The organism is Otoolea muris, assembly GCF_943193115.1.
Lineage (GTDB): Bacteria > Bacillota > Clostridia > Lachnospirales > Lachnospiraceae > Otoolea > Otoolea muris.
The window spans coordinates 16767-31822 of sequence record NZ_CALPCY010000007.1; the positions used below are offsets into that span (position 1 = coordinate 16767).

A 15056-nucleotide genomic window follows, 5' to 3' on the forward strand; every position below is an offset into this window, starting at 1 on the left:
AGTTTAAAATATTGTCAAAACAGTTTATTTTTAAACTATCTTTCACAAATACATGCATATTCTGCAATCCAAATCTCCATCTCCATAAAAGAAAAAGAGCCCCAGATCTCTCTGAAGCCCTCCAACTTTTCCTATTAAACTTAATTTGGCTATATTACATAGCCCCCATCTGCTTCGCCACTTCCTCCGCGAAGTTCTCTTCCTTCTTCTCCAGGCCCTCGCCCGTCTCAAAGCGAAGGAATTTCTTTACAGCAATCTTCGCGCCATTGGCCTTTGCCACTGCGGCAACATACTGACCTACGCTCTGTTTTCCGTCTTCCGCCTTTACATATACCTGATCCAGAAGGCAGATTTCCTTTAACTCTTTATTGATACGGCCCATCACCATACCGCTGATGATCTTGTCGTTCGCATCCGGCTTTTCGTTTTTAGCGGCTGCTGTGAGAATCTCTTTCTCTTTTTCGATGTAATCAGCGTCCACCTCGTCGCGGTTTGTGTACAGCGGCTTTAAGGCAGCGGCCTGCATGGCCACATTTTTAGCCATCTCCTTTACCGCGTCATTGACAACATCTGTCTCCACATCCACTAACACGCCGATCTTTCCGCCAGCGTGGATATAGGAGGCAATAAAGCCGTTCGCCTCTTCGAGCTGTGAAAATCTTCTGATCTTCATGTTCTCGCCGATGACAGAGATCTGGGAGGAAAGCGCTTCCGCCACGGTCAGGGACGGATCTTTCTCCCACTTTTCAGCCAGAAACGCGTCGATATCCGCTGCTGTTGTGTTCAGCGCCTGGGCTGCAACATCTGCAACATAGCTCTGGAATTTTTCGTTCTTTGCAACGAAATCCGTCTCAGCGTTTACCTCTACGACAACCGCCTTCTTCTCATCAGAAGACAGCGTTGTCATAACAATACCCTCTGCCGCGATACGTCCCGCCTTTTTAGCGGCGCCTGCGAGGCCCTTTTCTCTTAAAAACTCAACTGCTTTATCCATATCGGCGTCTGTAGCTGCAAGAGCTTTCTTGCAGTCCATCATACCGGCTCCTGTCATCTCACGTAACTCTTTTACCATTGCGGCTGTCACTGCTGCCATTTTCAATCCCTCCGTAACTATTCTGTTTTCCGGCGAGGAAAGGCCCGCGCCGGATTGTGCTGCCATTTAACAGGTTCAACTCTATATTATCTAAATCTCAGGGCCTTCCGCCATATCGAATTATTCACTGACATGCCCCGCCGGATACCGGCTCTTATACGTTCTGCTCGGAATCCGCGTCCATCTCGCCGTTGAATCCGTCAGCCTCCGCTTCGCCCTGTCTCGCCTCGATCACAGCGTCCGCCATTCTGGATACGATGAGCTTAACCGCGCGGATCGCATCGTCATTGCCCGGAATCACATAATCTAATTCTTCCGGATCGCAGTTGGTGTCAATGATGCCGATCAGCGGAATGCCGAGCGTGTGAGCTTCCTGAACACAGATTCTCTCCTTCTTCGGATCCACAACAAAGATGGCATCCGGGATTCTCTTCATCTCCTTGATACCGCCAAGGTTCTTCTCCAGCTTCTCCCACTCCTTCTTCAGAGCGATAACTTCCTTCTTGGGAAGAACATCAAAGGTTCCGTCCTCGGACATGGCCTCAATCTGTTTTAATCTGCCGATACGGCTCTGGATCGTCTTAAAGTTGGTCAGCATGCCGCCCAGCCATCTCTCATTTACATAGAACATACCGCATCTCTCAGCCTCTGTGCGGATCGCATCCTGCGCCTGCTTCTTGGTGCCGACAAACAGAATCGTACCTCCGTCAGCCGTGATATCTGCGACTGCCTTATACGCCTCGTCCACCTTGACTACAGATTTCTGTAAATCAATAATGTGGATTCCGTTTCTCTCTGTGTAAATATACGGCGCCATCTTGGGGTTCCATCTTCTGGTCTGATGTCCAAAATGTACTCCTGCTTCCAGTAACTGCTTCATTGAAATAACGCTCATATCTCTTTTCCTCCGTTTTGGTTGTTCTTCCGCTGTCATCTCATGCTTCCTCTGGGACTCCGCTCATGTAAAAATACGGGGCACCGTCCTTAAGAATCCGATCAGCGTGTTTTTTGACTGTTCTACTATAGCATACAGAGCGGTTTCATGCAAGCAATTTTTACAGAGGCAGGCCGTATGTAACCCCCCGCGGAAATAGATTCAATGGCTAAAAGCCGTTCTTTATTTCATGATTTATAAAACAAAAATACCATATAGCCAAAAAGCCTTTTAATAAAATAGATATAATGCACAATTTTTTTATGGATTTTTCATAAATCATTGATCTTCCATTAGGGATATGTTACAGTAAAATTGTAAAATATGATTCACTTTATGAGCGTATTTTCGTTTCAGATTTGTCTTTTTTAAGTATTTATCGCAGCATTTTATTTCACTGATTTTGTAATGAACAAATCGGCCATTCAAGCGCTGCCGGACTGGGAAACCAGACTCCTTATCATACATCTGCAAGCGAATCTGCGGATCAAATTCCGGAAGATCATTCCGAAGCAGAAACTCTGCCGCAGATCTGCGGCGACACCCCTTGCGTACCGGACGGCAGGCATACTCACATTGAATCCGCAGATTTAACGGTTCAGACAACGCCGGACGGAATCGCTGCTTTTATGCAGCATGCATACCAGCCGGACGGGATGTACAGAGGCTGATTCAGGACCAGCCTCTGTACATCCCGGCGCAATCGGGCTGGCTGGCAGCGGCAAAAAGAACCGTTCAGACACATATGCGCAGCAGGCGCGCCGGTCGGAACGGTTCCTTTTACTTTTAACACACGCTCTAAGCTTTCCGGAAGCCGGCGCTCCTTAAAAAGCGCCCAAACGCCTCTCTTCCCTCGGCGTTACACTTATAAACGCCCGCGTCCTCCAATACTCTCTCAAATACAAGGCCCACCTCTTTTTTGAGAATCTCATCCACATTGTCCGCTGTGATCTTCTCATATTGGGGAAGAAATTCCTCCACCCAGTCCGCATGCTTTACAAGCTCCGGATTTTTCCTGATATCCGCGCCTTTTACGATCGCCTCCCCCAGAGCGGCCAGCTCCTCCTTAAGCCTTGAGGGAAGCACCGCCAGGCCCATCACCTCAATCAGGCCGATGTTCTCCTTCTTGATGTGATGAAGCTCCTGATGGGGGTGGTAAACGCCCAGCGGGAATTCCTCTGTCGTGATGTTATTGCGCAGCACCAGATCCAGCTCGTAAAACTCCCCGTTCTTTCTGGCAATGGGTGTGATCGTATTGTGCGGCTCTCCGTCCGTCTCTGCATAGATAAAGGCCTCCTCGTCCGTGTAGCTTCTCCAGGCGGATAAAATCCTGTCGCCCAGCTCGATCAGGCGGTCCGGATCCTTGGCCCTTGTCCGGAGCACGGACATGGGCCAGTACACAATTCCCGCCTCCACATCCGGAAATTCATCGTTTGCATAATGCGCTTCGACAGGCGCTTTGGCCATGGCAAATGTATAATTCCCACCCTGGAAATGATCATGGCTTAAAATCGATCCGCCCACAATCGGCAGATCCGCGTTTGAGCCCAGGAAATAGTGCGGGAACAGCTTTACAAAATCAAAGAGCTTAATAAACGCCGCCTTCTCAATCTTCATCGGCGTGTGCATCCCGTTAAATACAATGCAGTGCTCATTGTAATAAACATACGGAGAATACTGGAAGCCCCACTGGCTCTTGTTGATTGTGAGCGGAATGATGCGGTGGTTATTTCTGGCCGGATGGTTTAAGCGGCCCGCGTAGCCCTCATTTTCCATGCACAGAAGACACTTGGGATACCCGCTCTGCTTCGCCAGCTTCGCCGCAGCAATGGCCGCCGGATCCTTTTCCGGCTTGGATAAATTGACTGTGATATCCAGCTCGCCGTACTTTGTCTCCACTGTCCATTTCATATCGCGGCAGACGCGGTAGCGGCGGATATAATCCGAATCCTGGCTCAGCTTATAGTAGTAATCCGTGGCGGCCCGGGGCGACTGCGTGCGGTAGATCTCCCAAAAACGATCCGTCACCTCGCCTGGCCTTGGCATCAGGCAGTTCATGAGCCTGGTATCAAATAAATCCCGGTAGGCGATGCTGTCTTCCGGAAGAACCCCCTCTGCGTGGGCGTAATCCATCAGCTCTTTAAGCGTCTCCTCCAAATTCACCTCGCCACATTCCGCTTGCGGCTCTTCGTACTCATCCATGTGAAGAACGTCAAGGATCTGGTTAGTGGCATAGATCCGATCCCGCTCTGTAATCAGACCTGTGCCGAGGCCGTATTGGATTAATTTTTTGATTGCTCCGTAAACCATTTTGCTCCTCCTGTTATGGGCTGTAATAGTAAGGAATTGTAACCGTCCGGCGGGCCGCGCAGGTTAGAACGCCATTCGCAGACTGTCCGGGGGGATGGTTACAGTGATTCATTTTTTGTAACAGTTCAGACAACCTGAACTGTTACGGCATCTGCCCGTGGAAATCGCTTCGCGATGGGACATATGCCTGCTGCCGCCACGTTTCCGTACGGTCAGCGCAGCAGGCGCGCAGACCTGCCTGAACTGATACCATTTTTTACAGTATAGCACAAATCAGGGGGATTTACATCTGCTTTCTTACAGGAATGAGGAATACCGCGAGAGCCGTTCCACCACGATCCCTCCCAGGCAGCCTATCACACAGCCCGCCGCCGTGCCAGCCGCCAGAAGCGCCGGAAGGTAGTACAGAAGGCTTGCGCTCTCCAGAACCAGGCACGCCACCGCGATCTGGCCGATATTGTGCGCCGCGCCGCCGGCTACACTGACGCCGACGCACCCGAAACGATCCGTTTTCTTCAGGATGGACATAACGAGAAGGCTGAGGGCCGCGCCTGCCAGCCCGTAGAGCATCATAGAGAGGTTTCCGAAGGTAAATCCTGTCAGGATCACGCGGACCAGCGAAATCCCTGCCGCCGCCGCCCCGCCGAGCAGATAAAGGCTCACAATGGCCGCCAGGTTCGCCAGTCCCAGCTTTACGCCCGGCGCGCCGAAATGGATGGGGATCAGGCTTTCCACATAGCCGAACAGGAAGGCCAGCGCTGTCATCATGCCGTACAGCGCCATTCTTCCTGCTTTGGTCCCCTTTTTTTTCGTATCAGGAGCCCTGTCCTGACTCCCCGGGCGCATTATAAAGACTCCCCGGGCGCGCTGTCCGGCGCATCGCTTCCGGACGGCTCCTGCGTTCCCGCTTCCGGCTCTGCGCCCTGCGCCGCGTCAGGCCGGGCCGCGTCCTCCGTGTCCGAGCCGGAAGGATCCGACGGCGCTCGGGAGACGTCTGTCCCGCTCCCATTATCGTCGTCCTCACGGCTGGCGCCGCTTTCCCTGCCGCCGTCGTCGTCATCCTCCCCGTCGTCCTCCGTCTCCTGGCTTTCCAGGAGCTCGTCTGCGATGTCAGGCGTGTCAAAATAGCCCCTGACGCTTCCGGTCGCGCCGCCTTCCCTCACGGCCACGCCGCCCAGCGTGAAGCTGTAGTCCCGTCCGCCCTCCAGCCCTTTGACGGAGATTCCGCAGGAATCCGGGCCTGTGTCTTCAATGCGGGCCGGATAGCTCTGGCCGTTCTCGTCCGTCACGGAAATGGTCGGATTTTTCCACTTGACCTTTTCACGGAATATGACGTTTAAATAGCCGTTCTCAAAGTCCACATAATCGATGCGGACGCGTTTTCCCCCTGTCTCGTCCTCCACAAAGCTCTCCGTAGTTTCCGGGAGCGTCAGGGCCGGCTCTGTGGCGGCTGTCTGCGACGCGCTTTCCGCTGGCGCGGATGTATCCTGCGCCGCGCTGCCCGGCTCCGGCGACGCGCTCTCAGAGGACGCCTCCGGCGTCTCCTCCCATGTCGTCTGCGATGCGGGCGGACGGCTTTCAAATGAGGATTCCATACCGGTTTCACCGCCTTCCCGCGCCCCGGCGTCCGCTTCATTGCCGCCGCGCACGCTGTAGGAGCGCTCCGCGATCTCCCTGGCAATCTCTTCCATGGTCATGCCGGAAAAGGCTTCCATCTCCTCATGGCTTAAATCATTTTCCTCGATCAGCTCCCAGAGGAAATACGCCTTCCCGTAGGAGATGCCGTATTCCTGCGCCAGCTCCTGCACCTCGCTTTTATCCAGGGCCTGCTGATCATAGACCACGGCCTGTACCTTGTGCTCCTCCAAGGACGCCTCGATGTCAATCACCACATCCTGGCGCAGGACAGCCGCTTTTTCCGTATCCTTATTCGCCACAGTCACCAGAATCGCATTGTCCAGGTCGTCTAAATAGCCATGGCGCACCATGGATCCTATCAGCGCGTTCACCGCAATATCCAGATCGACATTCTCCAGATCCATGTTGTCAAGCACCTCGCGGGCGTCTGCGTTCAATGCTTCTGCGCGCAGCACCTTATCCCTCCGGTTCACGGACAGCTCGATGCTGGGGTTCACGTCGATCCCGATCACGGAATCCACTCTCCGGTTCTGGTAGCCCGCTACGCCCCCGCTCACGACCGCCAGCGCCAGGCACGCGGCCGCCGCGAGCGCGGCTGTCCTCATCCTCCTGTAAAGCCTTACGGTTTTTGACGGCCCGGCGTAAATCTCCTGGGGCGTCGTGAAATCAATCCTGCTCAGAACATCCGGAGTCAGGGCTTCCACTGCCGATCGAAGATGCCCGGCTATCTCGTCATTATTCCATTTAAGGTCCGAATGATCGGTCAATGTCCTTCCTCCTCTCTCAAATGTTTTTGCAGTTTCTTCATGGCGCGATTGTACTTGGACAGTACGGTGGGAAGCGGAAGCTGCAAGGCCGCCGCGATCTCCCGGTGCTTCATCCCCGCTGTTGTATGTAACAGCACAATCTGCCGTTCCTCCTCGCCGAGGATACAGAGCGCGGCGTGAAGCACGAGCTTATCCGCCGCGTCCTCAATCTGAGGACAGAATTCCCCTGTCTCCATCTCCGATAAATCGGCAAGGCCGATATCGGCCACATGCTTCTGATCGCGGAACTTCATATAACAGAGATTTCTGGCGATGGTAAACATCCAGGCCAGGGGCTTTCCCTGCGACTTGTAGCTTCCCGCGCTGGTCCAGACCTTTAAATACGTCTCCTGCATGACCTCCTCCGCATCCTGCGGGCTGCGCATTATGGATAAAATGAAGCCGTATATCGTCTTATCTGTATTATGGTAGAGCCGCAAAAATGCATCCTGATCCCCTTTGGCGACCAGTAAAAGCAGCTTCTCGTCGCTCATCCTGTCATAAGCGGCCGGCTCGTCTAAGGCTGTCAATATCCCCATCAAAAACATGGACCATGAATTCCTTTCTACTTGTTTAATGCACCAAAACCGTATCTTATTGCATGCTTTGGAAATTTTTCCACCTGTGCGGTTGCAATCCAATGACTTGCCTGCATGTCATTTATAGCAATGCAGGCGAGACGTCGGATTAGCGCAGGTGGAATTTTAATAACGCACATCCGCCAGAAACAGCCCCTGCGGCGGGGCGGTAAATCCTGCCAGCGAGCGGTCCCCGCTCTCAAGAACCTCCCTGACCGATTCGGCGCTCCGCTCATGGAGCCCCGCCTCTATCAGCGTCCCGGCCATGATCCGCACCATATGGTAGAGAAAGCCGTCCCCCGTAAAGCGAAGCTCCACCCGGCTTTTCTCTGTCCGGATCTCCGGCAGATCCAGTGTGCGGACCGTGGATTTCCTGGTCCGCTTCAGGGAAGAAAACCCCCTGAAATCATGCCTCCCGGCCAGGAAGAGGGCCGCGCGCTCCATCGCGTCTGCATCCAGCGTCCTTCCCAATATGTAAACATATTTCCGCTGAAATACATCGGCCCGCTTTGCCGTCTCAATCCGGTACAGATACGTCTTTGACACTGCGTGCAGGCGGCTGTGGAAGCGCTCCGGAACATGATCTGCCTCCAAAACAGCGATATCCTCCGGCAGATACCGGTTCAGCGCATCCCGCGCCGCCTCCGGCGTCCATTCCTTCCCCTGACTGTCCGGGGGAAGATAGAAATTGGCCGTCTGCCGCAGGGCATGCACGCCCGCGTCCGTCCGCCCCGAGCCATACACCTCCACCGGCTGTCCCGTCATCCGCTCCAGGATGCGCTCCAGCCTTCCCTGTATGGTCCTGTCCGTATTCCCCTGCTTCTGCCAGCCGTCATAGCGCGTCCCGTCATACTGAAGGACAATCTTTATATTAGTTCCTCTCACAGTCTCCTCAAACCTCCCTGCCGCGCCCTCTTTAAATCCATCCGCCAGTAAGCCCGCGGCCGCTGCGTTTCGCACGGCCGGCGCGGTGAAGGCGCACGCCGATCTGAACGGTTACCCACGAAATACAAAGACCGGCCGCGACGCCGCACATATCGAGCCATACGTCGCTTATCTGCCCTGAACGGCCTTCTGTAAAGAGCTGAAGCGTCTCGTCCACAAAGGGAATCATAAACGCAGCGGCCTCATGGATCTTCCTCACTATTACTATCTTCCCGCAATCCAGTGTTTTCATACTCCGAAACAGCAGAATTCCCATCAGCGTGTATTCCGTAAAATGCGCTCCCTTGCGGATCAGATGCTCTGTCAGCCAGGACACGTCCCTCATCCCAATCGCCCCCAAAAGCGCATGGATCTTTGCCATCACAAAACCGCTCTCCGCCGAGGATCTCGCCGCCGGCGTGAGAGAATTTGAAAAAATAAACGCAATATAAAGGATCAGGACTGCCTGCCAGATATAGCGCCTCGCCTTACCCATTCCCTCATCTCCCCTTCAAAATGCCGCACGCGTCCACAGCCGCCAGCGCGCATTCGATGGCCTCCTCGTCCTGTACCAGCGCCATCCGCACATAGCCCTCGCCCGAGGGGCCAAACGCGCTGCCAGGCGTTGTCAGCACGCCGGATCTCTCAAACAGCTCCTGCACAAACAAAAGCGAGCTGTCAAACCCGGCCGGGAGCCCGGCCCACACAAACATCGTCCCCGCCGGCTTTTCGATCGGCCAGCCGATGCGGCCAAAGCCTTCGCAGAGCAAGTCGCGCCTTCTCTCATACGCGGCCCTCGTCGCCGCCACACACGCCTGATCCCCGGTCACGGCCGCAACCGCCGCCTTCTGGACAGGGAGAAACATCCCATAGTCCATATTGCTCTTTAACGTTTTCAGACGCCCCACTACTTCGCGGTTCCCGATACAAAAGCCCACCCGCGCCCCGGCCAGGCCGTACGTCTTTGACAGGGAATTAAATTCCACGCCCACCTCCTTTGCCCCCGGAAAGGCAAGGAAGCTCCCGCATGTACGGCCGTCGAACACCAGCTCGCTGTACGCGTTGTCGTGCAGCACAATGATCTCGTATTTCCTGGCAAAGGCAACGAGCTCCTCATAAAACGAATCCGGCGCCACGGCCGTTGTCGGATTATTGGGGTAGGATACGAGCATCAGCTTCGCCGCCCTGGCCGCCTCCTCGGGAATCGCCTTCAAATCGATGATATAACCGCGCTCCCTCTTCTGCTCCATATACACGAGCTTTGCCCCCGCCAGCGACGGCCCGTCGGCAAAGACCGGATAACAGGGATCCGGAACCAGAACCACATCGCCCTCGTCCACAATTGACAGCGCAATATGCGAAAGCCCCTCCTGGGAGCCCAAAAGCGAGCAGATCTCGGTTCCCGGATCCAGGGACACGCCATAGCGCCTCTGATACCAGGCGGCTGCCGCTTCCAAAAGCTCCTCTGTGTCATTGATCGCATACAAATAATTCTCAGGCACAAGGCATTCCTCGCTGAGCGCCTTTAAAATATGGGGCGCCGGCGGAATATTGGGAGCTCCGATGCTCAGATCCACGATCGCCCCTCCCTTTTTCGCCCGCTTATCCCTCATCTGGGCCAGCATGGAGAACACGCCCTCCCCAAACCGATCCATCCGTCTTGCAAATTTCACGTTTTTTCCTCCTGTATATTTCTGGATTTTTAAAAAAATAATAGGTGACAAAATCAAAATGATCAGGTATAATACAAAAGACGCAGTAATCACTGCCTGTCCGGAGACGTACCGAAGCGGCCGTAACGGGGCTGACTCGAAATCAGTTTACCGGCGTTGAGCCGGTACGAGGGTTCGAATCCCTCCGTCTCCGCTTTTTACATATCGAAAACTCCCCACAGCCCGCTGCGGGGAGTTTTTTTGTTGGTCTTTATTTTTTCACGGTTCATATCCCGATGATCTGTTATAAAATTAATGGCGGAATATGCGGGCCGGGGAAACCGTGAGGGAGCCGCCTTACTCCTGCGCCCCGTCCTCCGGGAAAACGACCGTGAGCATCATCTTAAACGCCTCCTGTGCATAAACTGCATGCGGCTTCTGTGCCGGCATGACCAGCGCCTCCCCGGCATGGACCAGATAGTCCGTCCCGTCCACCGTAAAGCGCCCGCATCCCTCCAGCACGGTTACAAACGCGTCTCCCTTTGAATCGTGCGTGGATATCTCCTCGCCCTGTGCAAACGCAAACAGCGTCACGCTGACCGCCCGATTCTGGGCCAGCGTTTTGCTCACAATCTGGCCCTGCGCAGCCTGAACCTGCCCGGCCAGGGAGAAGACCTCCTCGTGATGTACATTTTTAATGAACGGATATTTCATCAATGTCTCCTTTATTTCTTATTCTGCAAAATATGCGTCAATCCCGTTGGCAATTCCCCCTGCGATCAGCTCCTGGTACTCATCCTGGGCCATCTTCTGATCCTCCTCGGGGTTGCTCATAAAGCCCATCTCCACATGCGTGACCGGAATCTCGCTCCAGTTGATGCAGCTCATGGTGTCTGTCTCCTGCACGCCGCGGTTTTTAAAGCCGGTCGCCGCGCAGATGCTGTCCGTGACCTTTTTTGACAGGGAATAGCTCTGGCTGTGCAGATCGCCGTTGTACGGATTGTTCGCCGTCTGGCACATGGACAGCGTCCCGTGAACCGTGGCGTTGTCAAGCGAATTGGCGTGGATTCTCACCAGAACTGACGCGCCGCTGCGGTTCGCCATCTCCGCCCGCTTGGCATTGCTTAAATTCACGTCATTGCTCTCGCGGATCATCACCACCTGATAGCCCCGTTCCTCCAGGATCCGCTTTACCTTAAAGGCGACTGCCAGGGTCAGCTTATATTCCGGGATCCCGGTTGAAACGCCCTCTCCTCCGGCCTCGACCTTGGCCTTCATGGTCGAGGAGCCGGGGCCGATCGGCTCCTTTTCCGGGTTTGCCTTTGTCTGATGGCCTGCGTCGATGGCAATGATCCGCCCGTTGAACGCCGCCGGCGCTTCGATGGACCTTGCCGGCGCGGCCTCCCCGTTTTCAAAGGCGGATACGCTCTCCGCCCAGCCGTCGGCCGGCCCGGACGCGCCGGCCTTCATGACAAACTCCGACAGCACATAGCATGTCCGATCTTTATAGAGAATCCGGCTCCACCCGTCGCTGTAGCCGGTCCGCTTCACGCTGTCTCCGCGGTTTAGCTGTGTCACCACCTCGTACTCTGTCCCGCATCCGGCGCGCACATTTACGAGATCCTGCGTGATCACAACCGTCTCGTCCACCTCCGTGAACCCGTTTGCCATGGTGATGCCGCTGTCCAGGGAGCTCACATCCGCCACGGCCTCGCCGTCCGCGGCCATCGCGCTTCTCTCATCCTCCAGCGTTACGCTGTGCGTCACAATCCCGTCTCCCGGAGCGCCGGCGCTTTCGCCCTGCGCCGCCTCCCCGCCATTTTGCCTTTTTATATCCCCGGCCTCCCGGCCGCTTACCGTTTCCTGTCCATTTGTCAAATCAATCTCTTTATAGGCCGCGCAGCCGGAAAGGCCGGCCATGGCCAGACAGGCGCAGAGCAGAAGACCCGCCCTCCTGCCGCAGAATTCTTTTATCATAAGATGGTTCCTCCTCCGACCACCAGATCCCCATCGTAAAACACCACCGCCTGTCCCGGCGCAGCCGCCCTCTGCGGCTCGTCAAATATACACTCCACCCGTCCGTCGTCTGTCTCGCGGATCAGGCAGGGAGCGCCCTTATGGCTGTAGCGGATCCTGGCAGTCACCCGCATCTCTTCCCCAAACAGGCCCTCTATTGCCATCCAGTTTACATGGCTGCAGAAAAGCCTCTCTGAAAATACATCCTCATTTTCTCCAATCACCACCTCATTTGTCTCCGGGCGGATCTCTGTCACAAAGACAGGGCGTCCCATCGAAAGGCCCAAACCCTTTCTCTGCCCCACGGTGTAATGGGTGATGCCTTTATGCCGGCCCAGTATGCGGCCGTCTTTATCGATAAAATTGCCTTCCTCAATCCGGCAATCCGTGTTTTCCTGAATAAATTTTGCGTAATCATGATCCGGAATAAAGCAAATCTCCTGGCTGTCCGGCTTCCCGGCCACTGTAAGGCCCAGCCGTCCCGCCATATCGCGGATCTCCTCTTTTGTATATGAACCGACCGGCATCAGCGTGTGCGAAAGCTGACGCTGGGTCAGATTATAAAGCGCATAGGTCTGATCCTTGGCCGCCGTGACGGATTTCTTCACCGCAAAACGGCCGTTTAAAAGCTTCTCAATCCTGGCGTAATGGCCGGTGGCAATATAATCCGCCCCGATCTCCAGGCTGCGCGCCAGAAGCGACTCCCATTTCACAAAACGATTGCAGGCAATACAGGGATTGGGAGTCTTCCCCGACACGTATTCCCGCACGAAATAATCCATGACGTGTTCTCTGAACTCTTTTTTAAAGTTCATCACATAATACGGGATCGACAGGCGCTCGGCCACTCTTCTGGCGTCCTCCACGGCGCTTAAGCCGCAGCAGCCCCCGTTTTCCTCCATGGCCTCCGGGCTCTCGTCCTGCCAGACCTGCATGGTCACGCCAATCACGTCATATCCCTGTTCCTTCAAAAGCCAGGCAGCCACGGAGGAGTCTACCCCTCCGGACATGCCGACCACTACTTTTTTCTTATTCATCCAATTCCAATCAATACTCTTCGTCCGTCTCTTCTTCGCCGATATCGCTCTTTGGCTGTGAAAGCCCCTCTATCTCAATGCCATGCTTTTTCGCGTAATCCCACAAAGCGGCATGAATGGCTTCTTCTGCCAGCAAAGAACAGTGTACCTTAACAGGAGGCAATCCGTCAAGCGCTTCCATCACCGCTTTGTTCGTCACCTGCATGGCCTCGCGGATACTCTTTCCCTTCACCATCTCCGTGGCCATGCTGCTCGTGGCGACCGCGGCGCCGCAGCCAAAAGTCTTGAACTTCACGTCCCGGATGATCTGATTATCGTCAATATCCAGATAAATCCGCATGATGTCCCCGCATTTGGCGTTGCCCACGGTTCCCATGCCGCTCGCGTCCTCTATCTCTCCGACGTTCCTTGGGTTCTGGAAATGATCCATTACTTTTTCTGAGTACATATAAAATGGCTCTCCTCTCTGTCCTTTGATCCGTTATTGTCTGTAACGTCCAGGTTGTCTGAACAATTACTGTTTTTTCCCGTTCTTCTTCATATAATCCTCATAAAGAGGCGACATAGAGCGCAGGCGGTCCACAATCCGTTTGATGCTCTCCACCGTCGTATCAATCTGCTCCCGCGTAATCTCGTCGCTCACCGTCAGCCGCAGGGACCCATGGGCAATCTCATGCGGAAGGCCGATTGCCAGAAGCACATGGGACGGATCAAGGGAGCCTGACGTACAGGCAGAACCGCTGGAGGCGCAGATCCCGTCCATATCCAGCATAATCAGCAGCGATTCGCCCTCAATAAACTGAAACGCGAAATTGGCGTTGTTCGAGAGGCGGTCCGCCGGATGGCCGTTCAGCCTCGTGAAAGGCACTTCCTTCATCACCCGCTCAATTAAGTGATCCCGGAGCGCGCGCTCCTTTTTCGTCCTCTCCTCCATAGTCTCCATCGCCATCTCCACCGCTTTCCCGAACCCGGCGATCCCCGGCGTGTTCTCCGTGCCGCCGCGGCGTTTGCGCTCCTGCGCGCCGCCGTGAATAAAGGAACGGCTTTTTACGCCTGTGCGGATGTAGAGAAAACCCACGCCCCGCGGGCCGTTCAGCTTATGGGCGCTGGAGCTTAACATGTCAATGTGGTATTCATCCACATCGATCGGGACGTGGCCAAATGCCTGTACCGCGTCTGTGTGGAACAAAACGCCCCTCTCCTTTGCGATCGCGCCGATCTCCCGGATCGGCTCAAGCGTCCCGATCTCATTGTTTGCAAACATAATTGAAATCAGGATCGTATCCGGCCGGACAGCCTTCTTTAACTCCTCTAATTTTACAACGCCAAACTCATCCACATCCAGATACGTCACCTCAAAGCCGCGCTTCTCCAGGTATTCGCAGGTGTGCAAAACGGCGTGATGTTCGATTTTACTCGTGATAATATGCTTCCCCTTATCCTGGTACGCCTCTGCTGTCGCCACAAGAGCCCAGTTGTCCGATTCGGTTCCGCCGTTTGTAAAATATATTTCATTCGTCTTCGCGCCGAGCGACTTTGCAATCGTCTCCCTGGCGTGTGCAATCGCCCTCTTCGGCTCCGCCGAAAACTCATAGACAGAGGAGGGGTTGCCGTAAAATTCCGTGAAATACGGAAGCATTGCCCCGACAACCTCCGGCTTCGTCCTCGTCGTCGCCGCGTTGTCGAGATAAATTACTTCTTTCATGTTACAAATCCGCCTTTCTTCTTTTTTGTAGTAATAAAGGTAAAAGCTTCATCTACGGTTTCTATTATATAGCAATTTTTAGAAATTACAAGCAAGAACCATCAACGACTGTTAAAAAATTGTTCAGCCTGTGGAAAGCCGCCCGGACGGGGGCTTCCTGTTGTATCATATGAGGCGGCCTGGGATAAGGTGAGATGTAATGAATATTTCATATACATTTGGAAGATGTATTTCAGCAAAAAAGCATATCAGGCTCTCTGAACTGTTACCGCTCCAGCGACCTTTCGCCCGTTTTCTATTTACAAATCCCCCCTGTTATGATACTCTTAAAACAATAAAAAATAATCAATTCTGATTAAATCC

General features: G+C 54.3%; 14 protein-coding genes and 1 tRNA gene. 1 reads left to right on the forward strand and 14 read right to left on the reverse strand.

Going from position 1 to position 15056, the window contains the following annotated elements; genetic code table 11:
* Positions 1-154: 154 nt before the first annotated feature.
* From tsf to NFS31_RS06335, 9 genes are all read right to left on the reverse strand, one after another.
* Positions 155-1093 carry a translation elongation factor Ts gene (gene tsf, locus NFS31_RS06295; RefSeq protein WP_251492704.1) on the reverse strand — a complete coding sequence of 313 codons (939 nt, stop codon included), beginning with the start codon at positions 1091-1093 and terminating at the stop codon, positions 155-157.
* Between the two features lie 154 nt (positions 1094-1247).
* Positions 1248-1988 carry a 30S ribosomal protein S2 gene (gene rpsB, locus NFS31_RS06300; protein ID WP_251492706.1) on the reverse strand — a complete coding sequence of 247 codons (741 nt, stop codon included), beginning with the start codon at positions 1986-1988 and terminating at the stop codon, positions 1248-1250.
* An 837-nt stretch (positions 1989-2825) separates the two neighbouring features.
* Positions 2826-4337: a UDP-glucose--hexose-1-phosphate uridylyltransferase gene (gene galT / locus NFS31_RS06305; protein ID WP_251492708.1), complete on the reverse strand. Its 1512-nt coding sequence runs from the start codon at positions 4335-4337 to the stop codon at positions 2826-2828.
* Positions 4338-4634: 297 nt separating this feature from the next.
* Entirely contained in the window at positions 4635-5183 is a 549-nt protein-coding gene (locus NFS31_RS06310; RefSeq protein WP_251492710.1) for a Gx transporter family protein, read from the reverse strand.
* The gene (locus tag NFS31_RS06315) at positions 5183-6742 is read right to left on the reverse strand and encodes an anti-sigma-I factor RsgI family protein (RefSeq protein WP_251492712.1); all 1560 of its coding nucleotides are present in this window, start codon (positions 6740-6742) and stop codon (positions 5183-5185) included. The genes NFS31_RS06310 and NFS31_RS06315 overlap by 1 nt, the downstream gene beginning before the upstream one ends.
* Positions 6739-7329, reverse strand: coding sequence for an RNA polymerase sigma factor (locus NFS31_RS06320; RefSeq protein ID WP_251492714.1), 591 nt, complete (start codon positions 7327-7329; stop codon positions 6739-6741). Before NFS31_RS06320 ends, NFS31_RS06315 begins: the two co-directional genes overlap by 4 nt.
* 156 nt (positions 7330-7485) lie before the next feature.
* Positions 7486-8244 (reverse strand): tRNA pseudouridine(38-40) synthase TruA, encoded by a 759-nt coding sequence (gene truA, locus NFS31_RS06325; protein ID WP_251492716.1) that lies wholly within the window; start codon positions 8242-8244, stop codon positions 7486-7488.
* 31 nt (positions 8245-8275) lie between these two features.
* Positions 8276-8779 (reverse strand): VanZ family protein, encoded by a 504-nt coding sequence (locus NFS31_RS06330; protein ID WP_251492718.1) that lies wholly within the window; start codon positions 8777-8779, stop codon positions 8276-8278.
* Positions 8780-8783: 4 nt separating this feature from the next.
* Positions 8784-9956, reverse strand: a complete 1173-nt coding sequence (locus tag NFS31_RS06335; RefSeq protein WP_251492720.1) for an aminotransferase class I/II-fold pyridoxal phosphate-dependent enzyme — start codon at positions 9954-9956, stop codon at positions 8784-8786.
* 102 nt (positions 9957-10058) lie between these two features.
* Here NFS31_RS06335 and NFS31_RS06340 point away from each other — a divergent pair.
* Positions 10059-10149, forward strand: a tRNA-Ser gene (locus NFS31_RS06340).
* Positions 10150-10292: 143 nt separating this feature from the next.
* Here NFS31_RS06340 and NFS31_RS06345 read toward each other — a convergent pair.
* The 5 genes from NFS31_RS06345 to nifS form a co-directional block, all read right to left on the reverse strand.
* A complete protein-coding gene (locus NFS31_RS06345) occupies positions 10293-10649 on the reverse strand; it encodes a cupin domain-containing protein (protein ID WP_251492722.1) in 357 nt (118 codons plus the stop codon).
* Positions 10650-10667: 18 nt separating this feature from the next.
* The gene (locus NFS31_RS06350) at positions 10668-11912 is read right to left on the reverse strand and encodes an N-acetylmuramoyl-L-alanine amidase (protein ID WP_251492724.1); all 1245 of its coding nucleotides are present in this window, start codon (positions 11910-11912) and stop codon (positions 10668-10670) included.
* On the reverse strand, positions 11909-12988 hold the full coding sequence (gene mnmA / locus NFS31_RS06355) for a tRNA 2-thiouridine(34) synthase MnmA (RefSeq protein ID WP_251492726.1): 1080 nt from the start codon (positions 12986-12988) through the stop codon (positions 11909-11911). Before mnmA ends, NFS31_RS06350 begins: the two co-directional genes overlap by 4 nt.
* Before the next feature lie 10 nt (positions 12989-12998).
* On the reverse strand, positions 12999-13436 hold the full coding sequence (gene nifU / locus NFS31_RS06360; protein WP_251492728.1) for a Fe-S cluster assembly scaffold protein NifU: 438 nt from the start codon (positions 13434-13436) through the stop codon (positions 12999-13001).
* Between the two features lie 66 nt (positions 13437-13502).
* Positions 13503-14693, reverse strand: a complete 1191-nt coding sequence (nifS, locus tag NFS31_RS06365) for a cysteine desulfurase NifS (protein WP_251492730.1) — start codon at positions 14691-14693, stop codon at positions 13503-13505.
* Between the last annotated feature and the right edge of the window lie 363 nt (positions 14694-15056).